General features: G+C 35.9%; 15 protein-coding genes. 3 read left to right on the plus strand and 12 right to left on the minus strand.

Going from position 1 to position 12,909, the window contains the following annotated elements; translation table 11 throughout:
- Positions 1-61 precede the first annotated feature (61 nt).
- The 3 genes from BUC11_RS08400 to BUC11_RS08410 are packed head-to-tail and all read left to right on the plus strand — an operon-like array spanning position 62 to position 1,860.
- Positions 62-763: a CoA transferase subunit A gene (locus BUC11_RS08400; protein ID WP_073353257.1), complete on the plus strand. Its 702-nt coding sequence runs from the start codon at positions 62-64 to the stop codon at positions 761-763.
- A gap of 38 nt (positions 764-801) precedes the next feature.
- Positions 802-1,149: a four helix bundle protein gene (locus BUC11_RS08405; protein WP_073353259.1), complete on the plus strand. Its 348-nt coding sequence runs from the start codon at positions 802-804 to the stop codon at positions 1,147-1,149.
- 51 nt (positions 1,150-1,200) lie between these two features.
- Entirely contained in the window at positions 1,201-1,860 is a 660-nt protein-coding gene (locus BUC11_RS08410) for a CoA transferase subunit B (protein WP_073353260.1), read from the plus strand.
- A gap of 248 nt (positions 1,861-2,108) precedes the next feature.
- On the opposite strand, the gene BUC11_RS08415 is transcribed toward BUC11_RS08410, so the two are convergent.
- The 12 genes from BUC11_RS08415 to hemA form a co-directional block, all read right to left on the minus strand.
- Entirely contained in the window at positions 2,109-3,548 is a 1,440-nt protein-coding gene (locus tag BUC11_RS08415) for a nucleoside recognition domain-containing protein (RefSeq protein WP_073353262.1), read from the minus strand.
- Between the two features lie 109 nt (positions 3,549-3,657).
- Positions 3,658-4,371: a 3'-5' exonuclease gene (locus tag BUC11_RS08420; protein ID WP_073353263.1), complete on the minus strand. Its 714-nt coding sequence runs from the start codon at positions 4,369-4,371 to the stop codon at positions 3,658-3,660.
- 95 nt (positions 4,372-4,466) lie between these two features.
- Entirely contained in the window at positions 4,467-4,937 is a 471-nt protein-coding gene (locus BUC11_RS08425; RefSeq protein ID WP_073353265.1) for a methylated-DNA--[protein]-cysteine S-methyltransferase, read from the minus strand.
- Positions 4,938-5,096: 159 nt separating this feature from the next.
- Entirely contained in the window at positions 5,097-5,495 is a 399-nt protein-coding gene (locus BUC11_RS08430) for a c-type cytochrome (RefSeq protein WP_073353266.1), read from the minus strand.
- Positions 5,496-5,535: 40 nt separating this feature from the next.
- A complete protein-coding gene (locus BUC11_RS08435; RefSeq protein WP_073353268.1) occupies positions 5,536-6,045 on the minus strand; it encodes a DinB family protein in 510 nt (169 codons plus the stop codon).
- A 2-nt stretch (positions 6,046-6,047) separates the two neighbouring features.
- On the minus strand, positions 6,048-7,040 hold the full coding sequence (hemB, locus tag BUC11_RS08440; RefSeq protein WP_073353269.1) for a porphobilinogen synthase: 993 nt from the start codon (positions 7,038-7,040) through the stop codon (positions 6,048-6,050).
- A gap of 91 nt (positions 7,041-7,131) precedes the next feature.
- Complete coding sequence (gene hemF / locus BUC11_RS08445; RefSeq protein ID WP_073353271.1) at positions 7,132-8,040, minus strand: oxygen-dependent coproporphyrinogen oxidase; 909 nt, start codon at positions 8,038-8,040, stop codon at positions 7,132-7,134.
- Entirely contained in the window at positions 8,037-8,546 is a 510-nt protein-coding gene (locus BUC11_RS08450) for a GNAT family N-acetyltransferase (RefSeq protein WP_073353345.1), read from the minus strand. Before BUC11_RS08450 ends, hemF begins: the two co-directional genes overlap by 4 nt.
- A 205-nt stretch (positions 8,547-8,751) precedes the next feature.
- Positions 8,752-9,819 carry a uroporphyrinogen decarboxylase gene (hemE, locus tag BUC11_RS08455; protein WP_073353272.1) on the minus strand — a complete coding sequence of 356 codons (1,068 nt, stop codon included), beginning with the start codon at positions 9,817-9,819 and terminating at the stop codon, positions 8,752-8,754.
- Positions 9,820-9,861: 42 nt separating this feature from the next.
- Entirely contained in the window at positions 9,862-10,578 is a 717-nt protein-coding gene (locus BUC11_RS08460; protein WP_073353274.1) for a uroporphyrinogen-III synthase, read from the minus strand.
- Entirely contained in the window at positions 10,578-11,504 is a 927-nt protein-coding gene (gene hemC / locus BUC11_RS08465; protein WP_073353275.1) for a hydroxymethylbilane synthase, read from the minus strand. The genes BUC11_RS08460 and hemC overlap by 1 nt, the downstream gene beginning before the upstream one ends.
- A gap of 79 nt (positions 11,505-11,583) precedes the next feature.
- On the minus strand, positions 11,584-12,840 hold the full coding sequence (gene hemA, locus BUC11_RS08470) for a glutamyl-tRNA reductase (protein WP_073353277.1): 1,257 nt from the start codon (positions 12,838-12,840) through the stop codon (positions 11,584-11,586).
- Positions 12,841-12,909 lie beyond the last annotated feature (69 nt).

Consider the following 12,909-nt stretch of genomic DNA (forward strand, 5'->3'; position numbering starts at 1 on the left):
GAAATTTCAACAAATAATTTGATCCTTTTAAAATAAAATTGGACCATAGCAACTCATTTTTATGATTAACAAAAAAGTAAACAACGTTCAAGACGCCCTTCAAGGAATTGAAAACGGGATGACTATTATGCTTGGTGGCTTTGGATTATGTGGTATTCCAGAAAATTCCATCGCTGAATTGGTAAAAAAAGAAACTAAGGATTTAACGTGTATTTCAAACAATGCAGGTGTTGATGATTTTGGTCTTGGATTGCTTTTGCAAAAACGACAAATTAAGAAGATGATCTCTTCCTACGTGGGCGAAAATGCCGAATTTGAACGCCAAATGCTCTCTGGAGAATTAGAAGTAGATCTTATTCCTCAAGGAACCTTAGCAGAACGTTGCCGTGCTGCACAAGCTGGAATCCCTGCTTTTTTTACACCCGCCGGTTACGGAACTGAAGTAGCTGAAGGGAAAGAAGTTCGCGAATTCAATGGAAAAATGCATGTTATGGAACACGCTTTCAAAGCTGACTTTGCCATTGTAAAAGCATGGAAAGGGGACGAAGCTGGAAATCTAATTTTCAAAGGAACAGCCAGAAATTTCAACCCAAGTATGGCGGGAGCTGCAAAAATCACTATTGCCGAAGTCGAAGAATTATTGCCTGCAGGAAGTTTAGATCCTAATGAAATTCATATTCCAGGAATACTTGTAAATAGAATATTTCAAGGTGAGAAATACGAGAAAAGAATTGAACAACGAACGGTTCGCGCAAAAAATTAAACAATTTAGCAATTTTTCAATATAACAATTAATAAAAAATGGATAAAGAGAATGTTGTTGTTTCTAAATCCATTGATTTTGCATTAGGTATTATAGCTTTTTGTGAAATATTAGAAAGTAAACGCAAATTTATTATTGCCAATCAACTATTAAAATCAGGAACAAGTATAGGCGCTAATATTCATGAAGCACAAAATGCCGAAAGCAGAGCAGATTTTATCCATAAAATTAAAATTGCAGCCAAGGAACTAGAGGAAACAAAATACTGGCTTTTGCTTTGTGAAAAAGCATCCTCATACCCTTTTGATGAAAGCCTGAAAATTCAAATTAATGAATTAGGATTAATAGTTTACAAAATCCTAAGCACTAGTAAAAATAATAAGTAATAATTCTCAAAATTGATATATTGTTACATTCATAAATTGATACATTAAGAAATGGCTTTAGATAAAAATCAAATTGCAAAACGCATTGCAAAAGAATTAAAACACAACTACTATGTGAATCTAGGAATTGGAATTCCGACACTGGTTGCTAATTATGTTCCTGAAGGAATTGACGTTGAATTTCAAAGTGAGAACGGCGTTCTTGGTATGGGTCCATTTCCCTTTGAGGGCGATGAAGACGCTGATCTAATCAACGCAGGAAAACAAACCATAACAACACTTCCAGGAGCTTCTTTTTTTGACTCAGCAATGAGTTTTGGAATGATACGCTCCCAAAAAGTAGATTTAACCATTCTTGGCGCTATGGAAGTAGCCGAAAACGGAGATATTGCCAACTGGAAAATCCCAGGTAAAATGGTCAAAGGAATGGGTGGTGCAATGGATTTAGTCGCTTCTGCCGAAAATATTATCGTTGCGATGATGCACGTGAATAAAGCAGGAGAATCCAAAATTCTAAAAAAGTGTAGTTTGCCATTAACTGGCGTCGGATGCGTTAAAAAAGTCGTTACAGAACTTGCCGTCATGGAAGTGACGTCAAAAGGTTTTAAGCTATTAGAACGCGCCCCAGGCGTTTCGGTGGAACACATCATCGCTTCTACAGCAGCAGATTTAATCATTGAAGGAGAAATTCCAGAGATGGTTATCGATTAAAAGCGTACTATAAAATACAAGAGAGTCGGAATTTCTACTATTGAAATTCCGACTCTTTTTTTTTAAATTACAATTGTGGACTTGCTCTTTGAAGATAAGTTGAAAGGACATTATTATTCGATCCTGCGTTAGCGCAAACTGATTCAATAAAATTGCCTACAGATTTTGTTTCGTGAGCAATCACTCCAGTTATAAATTATGCGAAACAAAGGCGTACTTAGACTACACAATTGATTCTTATGCTGCTACTAAAAAAACCACGTGGCAACAAAAATTGCTGTAATGACACAAATCAAATCAACTAGAAGCATTGTTCCTAATGCATAACGGGTGTTTTTGATATTAACCGAACCAAAGTAAACTGCAATTACATAAAAAGTGCTTTCGGCACTGCATTGAAAAATACTACTCAATCTTGCCGTTAAAGAGTCGGCTCCAAAAGTATTCATTGAATCAATCAAAAACCCTCTAGATCCCGCAGAACTAAAAGGACGTAGTAAAGCTACTGGCAAAGCATCCGTAATTTGTTTATTTACTCCCATATTAGAAAAAATGAAAGCAATCCAATTGCTAATAATTTCAAATAATCCACTGTTTCTAAATAACGAAATAGCCACCAACATTCCCAAGACATAAGGAAAAATAGTCACGCCGGTTTTTACCCCATTGTTGGCTCCTACCACAAAAGAATCAAACACCGTTGTACTAGCAGCAGTAAATTTCTTTTCGTTTAAGAATGAAAAAATCAAAGTAAAAGCAATAATTCCTATCAAAATTAAAGCCGAAAGATTAGACGTAAAATAGTTTTTCCCAATCAAATCAAGATGATTCACGTACATCAACAATCCAATTATTCCTGCTATTAATGTAATCAATACGAGTACCAAAGAAGCACTTTTGAAATTAATTTTCTGTTTGATCCCAACAATTAGAAAAGCGGCAATCGTACCAATAAAAGAAGTGATGATGCAAGGCAACATGACATCCGCTGGATTGCTGGCATTTGCGGCAGCGCGATACCCAATAATAGAAGTAGCAATCAAAGTAAGACCCGAGGCATGCAAACACATAAACATAATTTGGGCATCACTGGCTTTGTCTTTATCTGGGTTTATCTCTTGTAAACTTTCCATAGCTTTTAGACCAAAAGGAGTCGCAGCTGAATCCAATCCTAAGAAATTAGCAGCGAAGTTTAACGTCATATAAGAGATGGATGGATGGTCTTTAGGAATACTCGGAAACACTTTAACAAAAACAGGACTCAATCCTTTAGCTAGCTTTCCAGAAGCCCCAGAAATGATCAAAAGTTCCATCAAACCACAGAAAAACGCCAAATAAGCAATAAGCGGAATGATTAAATCCAACAAAGTACTTTTACAGGTTGGCAACAAGCCATCTGATTTTTGAACGCCACTATAAATTTTTACCGTTTTGTTTTTATAAACATAAGTCGTGTCCGCATTTAGCGTATCGCGATTGATAATCATGGTTTGTTCTGGAGCTGTTCTGATGCTGTCTTTAATAAAGGCAGGAAGTTCTTCTGCGAATTTTTCGGAAATTAGTATAGGATCATCTTTCTTTCCGTTCAAAACGTGGTCAATAGTATAACTCTCTCCAGAAAACAAACTAAACATTACAAATACAATTGCTGAAATAAAAATGACCAACCAAAATCTACTCAATACCATAACTTATAATTTTTGTAAATGTAAAAAAATAACCGCAAAGTCCGCAAAGGGATTCGCAAAGTATGCTACACTTTTATAACTTAAAAAGTTGCTGTGATTGAAAATGTTCTTACACATGAATAATCTCTTCCTCAATCAGCAAATCTTCTCTGCGCAGCCGAAGGAAAATTTGTGCCACAGCGATCGTATCTTTTTCACAATAATTTACGATTCGATCAATATCTTTATCTACATAAAAAACATGGCCCACTTGACTGCCATCGATATCGCCTTTTGAAGAGGGAATACCGAGCACTTTACACATTAATTTTAAGGAAGTATAATGTTTATAATCGCCAAATTTCCATAATTCCAATGTATCGAGATGTGGGATTTCCCATGGTTTTTTTCCAAATAAATTCAGTTTGTTTGGAATGGCAATTTGGTTGATAATCATACGTCGTGCGAGGAAAGGAATATCGAATTCCTTAGCATTGTGACCACACAAGACATGTTGCGGCTGGTTGAAATGATTATTTAGTAGATTATTAAAGTCAAGCAGCAATTTCTTTTCTTCTCCAAAAAAAGAAGTCACTCGAAAATTTCGAATATCGCCTTTAATCGTAAAATAACCCACCGAAATACAAACAATTTTTCCAAACTCAGCCCAAATTCCCGCACGATCGTAAAAATCTTCAGGTGTGTATTCATCCTTCCGCTGGTATTGGGTTTTATGCTCCCAAAGGTCTTTCATTTCAGAATCTAATGCATTAAAATCTTCGGCTTCTGGAACGGTTTCTATATCAAGAAACAGAATATTATTAAGGTTTATTTTTTCGATCATCTTGGCATATTTGACCACAAATTACACAAATTTTCACAAATTAAAATAGCTAAAACTTTATTTAGTGATAATTCGTGCAATTCGTATTTATTTTATTAAAACAAACTTTGTTGAGTAGTTGGGTTTTCATGTTCCAATAACCATTTCTTACGCCATATACCACCAGCGTAACCAGTAAGCGAACCATCTGATCCAATGACTCGATGGCAAGGAACAACAATCCAAAGCGGGTTTTTACCATTGGCTGAAGCCACAGCCCGTATGGCTTTCACATCGCCTAACCCTTTGGATTGCTCCAGATAAGTTTTTGTTTTTCCAAACGGAATGTTTACTAATGACTTCCAAACTTTTTGTTGGAATTCAGTTCCTTTGGGGTTAAGTAAAAAAGTAAAATCGGTTCTTTTAGAATCGAAATATTCTTGGAGTTGCTGCACCGCAATTTGTAGAAAAAGAGGGATTTCAGTGGAAGCAATTCCTTCATCTGAAACTGAGATTATGGCTACTCCAGTTTCATCACCAGTAATTGCGGCTATTCCTAGAGGTGTTTTGATGTAGGCTGTTTCCATTTTTTAAAGGTAAAAAATTAATCTGCATCAGCTGAATTTGAGCATAAAAAAACCATTCGCAATGACGAACGGTTTTTCTATTTAGCCCCGATAAAGGCATGATTCTTTTGTGTCATTCCCTAAATTTTGGGAATGGGAAATAGCTCCTAAAAAAGTAATCTATTTTAAATGAGAATAGACGTAGGCTTCTAAAGCTTGTAGTTCTTCATCAGACATGGCTTTTGTAATCACGAAATTTGCTCGCATGACTTCGTATTGACTTGGATCGACAATGGGTTCACCTTCTCCTTTTAAAAACGCGACCATATTTGCATTTTTATCTTTGTAAATCTTGGCAATATCCTGCAAACTTGGGCCTATTAACTTTTCAGCACCTTTATGACAGGATACGCATTTTCCTTTACCTTTAAAAATTTCTTCTCCTAATTGGACAGGAGTTTGAACCGGAGTTTGCACTATTTCTTCAGATGTGGTTGGGTACAAGGGTTCTTCTTTGACTTCTTCTTTTTTACAAGAAGCGAACGCTAAAAACGCAAATAAAAACAAAGTCTTTTTCATGATATTTTCTATTGATGTTATGCTGTAAGTTACAAAATAATTACCAACCTACATACTCTGGAGGTTGAATTTGATTGAGATTCAAATAAATTAAAATTTGCGCACGATGGTGCGTGACATGATCTTGCATGAGATTGAGTATTTGCAATTTTGACTTTGGACCAGCAAAAAAGTCTACTTTTTGAGAAAGTTCAGCCTCTTTTATGTTTTGGATCCGAGCTTTTGCAGCATCAAATGAAGCTATAATATTTAGAATTATTTGCGCTTTTGAAAGCCCATTATCCACCTCTTTACTAATGTATTTTATTCCAGAAAAATGCGTGATACTTAACCAATTTACATTATCCTGAATATGAAACAATTGCTCTCTAAACGACATTTCGCGTGGTGTGGGCTTGTAATCGTATTTATCTTCAGGCATGGCTTGAGCTACCGCTACAAGATAACCCTTAGAATTATCCCATTTTTCAACAAAAGTGGAAACTACCTCAACTTGAGCAAAAATGAAGTTTGAAACCAATAAAATCAATAATAATATTGGCTTTTTCATGTTTATTTATTTAAAAGTACTGCGGCTTCCTTGGCAAAATAAGTTGAAATTAAACTAGCCCCGGCGCGCTTGATACACATTAATTGTTCCATCATAATCTGATCGTGATCCAACCAACCTCTTTCGGCAGCGGCTTTGATCATCGCATATTCACCCGAAACATGGAAAACGGTCACAGGCACATTTACCGCATTTTTAACTTCGCGTACAATGTCTAGATAAGCAATTCCTGGTTTCACCATGACCATATCAGCACCTTCCTCGACATCCATTAAGGCTTCTTTTATGGCTTCGATACGATTGGCATAATCCATTTGGTACGTTTTCTTGTCTTTGGGAATATCTGTAGAATCTACTGGCGCGCTATCTAAAGCGTCTCGAAACGGTCCGTAAAACGCCGAAGCATATTTAGCGGAGTAACTCATGATGCCTACGTGATGAAAACCAGCAGCGTCTAATCCTTGGCGCAAACGCAACACACGACCGTCCATCATATCACTTGGCGCCACAAAGTCGGCTCCTGCTTGTGCATGCGAAACCGCCATTTTCACTAAAGCTTCATTGGTGGAATCATTCTCTACATCTCCGTGCGTTATAATGCCGTCATGACCATATATAGAATACGGATCTAGAGCTACATCTGGCATAACGATCATTTCTGGACAAGCGGCTTTGATAGCACGAATGGAGGTTTGCATTAATCCTTGCGGATTCCATGCTTCTTTACCAGTGTTGTCTTTTAAACTTTCATCAACTTTAACATAGATATTCACCGCACGAATGCCTAAAGCATAAATTTCTTTGACTTCTTTAACCGTTAAATCAATTGAACGACGAAAAATTCCAGGCATGGAAGGGATTTCTACTTGATAGTTTTCGCCTTCAGCAATAAACATAGGAAACATGAAATCACTTGGACTTAAAGTCGTTTCACGAACTATGGAACGAATGGATTCGTTAACACGTAATCTTCTACCTCTTTGTAATGGGAACATATGATTTATGATTTTAGATTAGCGATTGCTGATTTATGATTTAAAACGAATTGGTGACAACAGAAAATCTGAAATCAAAAATCGTTAATCATCAATCTGCAATCCAATTTTTCGGATTTTCTAATACGTTTACTAATTTTTCTTCTTCGCTTCCGGCTTCTGGGTGATGATCATAAACCCACTGCACTTTTGGCGGTAAACTCATTAGGATACTCTCGATTCTTCCATTGGTTTTTAAACCAAATAAAGTGCCTTTGTCATGAACTAAATTAAACTCCACATAACGACCACGACGGATTTCCTGCCAAGTTCTTTGTTCTGGTGTATACGGTAACTGTTTTCTTTTCTCAACAATGGGAACGTAAGCTTCAAGGAAACTATTACCCACTTCGGATACGAAATCAAACCAATTTTCCATGGTCATATCGTCAGTCGCTTTGCGATAATCGAAAAATAATCCTCCTATTCCGCGTGCTTCATTTCTGTGAGCGTTCCAAAAATAGGCATCACATTGTTTTTTATATTTTGGATAAAACTCCGGATTATGTTTTTCGCAAGCAGTTTTACACGTTTGATGAAAATGAACCGCATCTTCTTCAAACAAATAATACGGTGTTAAATCTTGTCCGCCACCAAACCATTGTTGGATCACGTTTCCATTATCATCGTACATTTCGAAATAACGCCAATTGGCATGAACGGTTGGCACCATTGGATTTTTTGGGTGCAAAACCAAACTTAATCCGCAAGCAAAAAAATCAGCTTCGCCTACATTGAACATTTTTTGCATGGCTTCCGGTAATTTACCATGAACTGCCGAAATATTCACACCGCCTTTTTCGAAAACTTTGCCATTCTCAATAACACGTGTTCTTCCACCGCCACCTTCTGGACGATCCCAAAGGTCTTCACGGAATTTGGCTTTGCCTTCGACAGCTTCTAATCCTGCGACGATTTGGTCTTGTAGGTTTTGTATATATGCGTAAAATTGTTCTTTCATCTTGTTAATTCATAAAGTTCCATATCTAATGGCGCTTGATTCGTTGGTGTAAATTCGTTTACCATTGTTTTTTGCCAAATAAAACCATTATTTTTAGCCACCTTTACACTTCCTAAATTCGATTTATGAGCAATGATTTGAAGTGTTTTTAATTCTAATTCACTAAAAGCAAATGTAATCCTTTCCTTTACTGCATAAGATGTCAATCCTTTTCCTTCCTCATGTAAACCAATACAGTTGGCAAATTCCCCTTGCTTATTTGCCCAATCTATTTTTTTTATAATGATTAACCCCGCAATTTCATTTGTTATTCTATTTCTAATTGCAAAAGTGAAATTTATCTTTTCTTCAATCTCTTTATTCTTTGTGGCAATATATGCTATAGTTTTTTCTAGTGTTGCATTATTTGCTAGTGTAACTGGCAAATAATACTTTAAACGATCCGTATTATCAACCATAAATTGATACAACTGATTGGCATCGGCTGGTATCAGTGGATCAATCATAAAATTTTCTGTATACCAATCTTTTTCCACTACAAAATTATAAGGAGTTTGTATTCATTATTGGCTTCCGCTAAAGCTATCCTATTATTATAGTTTACCCTCTATTTAAATCTCCTGCAAGGTTTTCAACAAATTGTAGGTATCAATTTTAAGTAAAAAGGCCAACCTACCACAAAGTTAAAAAAACCTTGTAGGATTGAACAATTTACTGATTATACTCCTTCACCGCATCGATAAATGCTTTCGCGTGATCCACAGGAATATTAGGTAAAATTCCGTGACCTAAATTCACGATGTATTTGTCTTTTCCGAATTCGTCAATCATTTCGTGTACCATTTTCTTGATCACCGGAATTGGAGACAACAATCTTGACGGATCAAAATTCCCTTGCAACGTGATGTTTCCACCTGACAAGTATCGTGCATTTCTTGGAGAACAGGTCCAATCTACTCCAAGTGCAGCGGCTCTACTTTTTCCCATTTCGCCTAAGGCGAACCAACATCCTTTTCCGAAAACAATTACCGGTGTCTCATCGGCCAAAGCTTCTATAATCTGGTTGATGTATTTCCAAGAGAATTCCTGATAATCCACTGGAGATAACATTCCGCCCCAAGAGTCAAAAATTTGAACTGCATTTACGCCTGCTTTTACTTTTTCTTTTAGGTACGCAATAGTAGTATCTGTGATTTTTTGTAATAAAACGTGTGCTGCTTCTGGATGTTGAAAACAAAATCCTTTAGCCATATCAAAACTTTTAGACCCTTTTCCTTCCACTGCATAGCACATAATTGTCCATGGTGAACCTGCGAAACCAATTAATGGCACCTCATCATTCAACATTTCTTTGGTCAATTTGATCGCGTCAAAAACGTATCCTAAAGTTTCATTCACATCTGGAACGATTACTCTTTCAACGTCTTGAATCGTACGAATAGGATTGGGTAAATAGGGACCAAAATTAGGTTTCATCTCAACCTCAATTCCCATCGCTTGCGGAATTACCAAGATATCTGAAAATAAAATCGCTGCATCGGGAGCAATTCTTCTTATCGGTTGCACAGTGATTTCAGCAGCTAATTCCGGTGTTTGACAACGCGTAAAAAAATCATATTTATCGCGCAATGCGATGAATTCAGGTAAATATCGTCCTGCCTGACGCATCATCCAAACGGGTGGACGTTGCACGGTTTCTCCTTTTAATGCTCTTAAAAATAAATCATTCTTAAGTCCCTTACCCCCCGAAAGGGGAATTTGCAAATCTTTATCGTTCATCATATAGTTTTTTTAAACTTGATCTAAGTTTTTAATTTTTATTTATACGGTTACCCTTTCCTCAGTTCCCCCTTCAGGGGCTTTGGGACTTCTATAATAGTCTATAACTTCCACAATAACCTCTTCAATTGTAGGTGTCTCGGCAATTATGATGTTCTTAATTTTATTTGATTCTAATGTTTTTGCAGTGGTAGTACCCACACAAAAACAAACTTCGTTTTTGATTTTGTTGTTTGTCAAATAACTCTCAACAGCAGATGGACTAAAAAAAAGAATTCCATCAAATTTTTCTTGATCGGATATTTTAAAAGGCGCTAATGTAGTTTGATAGACTTCGATTTCATTAAAAGTAATCCCTTCATTTTTCAAGGCTTGTGGTAACGTTTCTTTGCGTAAGTTTCCGCTTAAAAAAGTGTAACTTTCCTTATTGTAAATTAAGGTGATAATTTCTGCTAGTTCTGAAGCGTAGTCCATATAAACATCCACTTTAAAACCGTTAAGCTCGAGCAATTCTTTAGTTTTAATGCCCACACAAAACACACTTTTGTTTTTAAGAACTTCCCATCCATTTTGCTCTATTAAACTTAAAACAGCATTTTGACTACTGAAAATCAAATTAGCATTGATCGTATTTAATTCAAAAAGATTGTTTTTAATTTCGATAAAATCTTGTTCTAAAAGATCGAAATCTGCGTCAAGAAATACTTGTCTTTGTTCATCAGACAAGGTTTTGGTTGATAAAATGCTTATTTGATCCATTATTTCTTTAAATTATTTTTAATTTCCATCATTAATTTCGTTCCACCATTATTCAAAACTTCCTGAGCAGAATAGAAACCTAATTTTTTCCATTCTTCTATAGGAACCACTTTATCCACTTCTATTTTTTCTTTTCCGTCAAGCGAAAATAGAACTCCTTGAAAATGGAGGGTGTCTTCCTTTTCATCATAACGTGCCAAAGCTCCAATAGGTGCCGTACAACCGCCTTCTAGAGTTTTCAAAAACTGACGTTCTATGTACGTTACGATTTCGGTTTCAATATTATTTAGCTGCGATACAGCATCTAAGGTAAACGCATCGTTTTGCATGGCAACAACTAGCATAGCGCCTTGTGCTGGAGCGGGAATCATCCAGTCTAAATCAATGTAATTCTCCGGTTTTAAGTTGATTCTTTCTAAACCAGCCGCAGCAAAAATAGCTCCGTTCCAGTCTCCTTCGTTTAACTTTTTCATACGCAAATTTACATTTCCGCGTAAGTCAACTACTTTGTGTGTTGGGTATTTATTTAACCATTGTGCTTGACGACGCAAACTTCCTGTAGCAATAGTTCCTGATTCATTAAGAAAATCAAGATTGCCTTTATGCACTAAAATATCTAAGGTATTGGCTCTCTCTAAAACTGCTGCTTGAACAATCCCTTTAGGCAAAGCCGTAGGAACATCTTTCATGGAATGCACTGCAATATCAACATCGCCATTTATCATAGCCACATCGAGTGTTTTAGTAAAAATTCCTGTGATTCCTAATTCGTAAAGTGGTTTGTCAAGAATGATATCTCCTGTAGATTTAACCGATATAATTTGAGTTTTATACCCTAAATCGTTTAGTTTTTTTTCTACTGTATGTGCTTGCCAAAGTGCGAGTTCACTGTCTCTGGTACCAATTCGTATTGTTTTTTCAGCCATTTTTATATTTTGATTTCTTAATGGTTATAAAAAATTAAAAACCATTACGAAATTAAGATTCATTATGTTTTATATAAATTTATTTTGCTGCAAGTCCTATTTTGAAAACTTTCTCGATCCATTCGATACTTTCATCCACCATGGTATCATCGTCTTTTAAATGATTGGCAAAATGAGTGGTTATTTTTTGGATAATTCTATTACTGATTATTTCAGCTTGTTCTTCATTGAAGTTTGAAATTTTCCTACTTTGGAAATCCAATTCAGAGATTTTTATCGCATTTAACTTCGCTTTTAATGCATGGATTGTTGGAGCAAATTTACGCCCTTTGGTCCAGGTCATAAATTCTTCTTTTATTTCTTCTATGATGGCTTCGGCAGCAGGAATGTGTTTTTTCCTGTTTTCTAAAGTTTCGTCCGTTAATTGAGACAAGTAATCCATGTGAACAAGTGTGACACCTTCAATTTCTTCCACATTTTCATTTACATTTTTCGGAATAGATAAATCCAAAATCAATAGTGGTTTTTTCAGATTCAGAATGGCTTTGTCTATCGTTGGATTTTGAGCGCCAGTAGCAACTACCACAACATCTGCTTTTTGAAGTTCCAAATGCAATTCCGAATAATCTTTTACAATTAAATTCAATTTTCCGGCTAATTTCTCTGCTTTTTCTTTGGTTCGGTTAATTAGCGTGATGTGTTCGTTTTTAGTGTGTTTTACTAAATTTTCACAGGTATTTCTACCAATTTTTCCTGTACCAAACAATAAAATATTTTTGTTTCCGATGTCTTCTACATTTTTGAAAATGTATTGCACTGCTGCAAAAGAAACCGAAGTAGCACCAGAGCTAATCTCCGTATCGGTTTTTATTTTTTTACTGGCTTGAATCACAGCATTCACCAATCGTTCCATGAAAGCATTGGCTAAACCCAAAGATTTGGACTGAGAAAAAGAATTTCTTATTTGTGAAATAATTTCAAAATCACCTAGAATCTGACTATCTAAACCAGTTCCTACACGAAACAAGTGATTGATCGCTTCTTGATTTTTATAGACAAAACCAACCTTTTGAAATGCTTCAACGGAGCCTTGACTATTCTCACAAATTAATTTGATTAATTGAAATGGATGTTCTGCATAACCATAAATTTCAGTACGGTTGCAGGTTGAAGTAACTATTAAACTCTCTATTCCTTCATTCTTAGCTTGTTCCAGTAAACGCGTTTTTGCAGCGGCATCTAAACTAAACTTACCTCTAATCTCAGCATCTGCTTTTTTATAACTCAATCCTACTGCGTAAAAATAGTGATGCTTTAATGTGTTCTTGTTTTCCATATTTGCACTTTTCCAGAAAGTGGAACAAAATTATCACTATAGTATTTATAAAAGTAACGCTAGAAGTTC

It is taken from the genome of Flavobacterium xanthum, assembly GCF_900142695.1.
GTDB classification, from domain to species: domain Bacteria; phylum Bacteroidota; class Bacteroidia; order Flavobacteriales; family Flavobacteriaceae; genus Flavobacterium; species Flavobacterium xanthum.

What these genes read in the sequence shown, in the direction of transcription:
- hemC (WP_073353275.1), bottom strand. Translation starts at nt 11,504, where the DNA reads ATGGCTGAAAAAACAATACGAATTGGTACCAGAGACAGTGAACTCGCA.
- BUC11_RS08460 (WP_073353274.1), bottom strand. Translation starts at nt 10,578, where the DNA reads ATGGATCAAATAAGCATTTTATCAACCAAAACCTTGTCTGATGAACAA.
- hemA (WP_073353277.1), bottom strand. Translation starts at nt 12,840, where the DNA reads ATGGAAAACAAGAACACATTAAAGCATCACTATTTTTACGCAGTAGGA.
- BUC11_RS08405 (WP_073353259.1), top strand. Translation starts at nt 802, where the DNA reads ATGGATAAAGAGAATGTTGTTGTTTCTAAATCCATTGATTTTGCATTA.
- hemE (WP_073353272.1), bottom strand. Translation starts at nt 9,819, where the DNA reads ATGAACGATAAAGATTTGCAAATTCCCCTTTCGGGGGGTAAGGGACTT.
- BUC11_RS08430 (WP_073353266.1), bottom strand. Translation starts at nt 5,495, where the DNA reads ATGAAAAAGACTTTGTTTTTATTTGCGTTTTTAGCGTTCGCTTCTTGT.
- BUC11_RS08400 (WP_073353257.1), top strand. Translation starts at nt 62, where the DNA reads ATGATTAACAAAAAAGTAAACAACGTTCAAGACGCCCTTCAAGGAATT.
- BUC11_RS08435 (WP_073353268.1), bottom strand. Translation starts at nt 6,045, where the DNA reads ATGAAAAAGCCAATATTATTATTGATTTTATTGGTTTCAAACTTCATT.
- BUC11_RS08425 (WP_073353265.1), bottom strand. Translation starts at nt 4,937, where the DNA reads ATGGAAACAGCCTACATCAAAACACCTCTAGGAATAGCCGCAATTACT.
- BUC11_RS08410 (WP_073353260.1), top strand. Translation starts at nt 1,201, where the DNA reads ATGGCTTTAGATAAAAATCAAATTGCAAAACGCATTGCAAAAGAATTA.
- BUC11_RS08420 (WP_073353263.1), bottom strand. Translation starts at nt 4,371, where the DNA reads ATGATCGAAAAAATAAACCTTAATAATATTCTGTTTCTTGATATAGAA.
- BUC11_RS08415 (WP_073353262.1), bottom strand. Translation starts at nt 3,548, where the DNA reads ATGGTATTGAGTAGATTTTGGTTGGTCATTTTTATTTCAGCAATTGTA.
- hemF (WP_073353271.1), bottom strand. Translation starts at nt 8,040, where the DNA reads ATGAAAGAACAATTTTACGCATATATACAAAACCTACAAGACCAAATC.
- BUC11_RS08450 (WP_073353345.1), bottom strand. Translation starts at nt 8,546, where the DNA reads ATGATTGATCCACTGATACCAGCCGATGCCAATCAGTTGTATCAATTT.
- hemB (WP_073353269.1), bottom strand. Translation starts at nt 7,040, where the DNA reads ATGTTCCCATTACAAAGAGGTAGAAGATTACGTGTTAACGAATCCATT.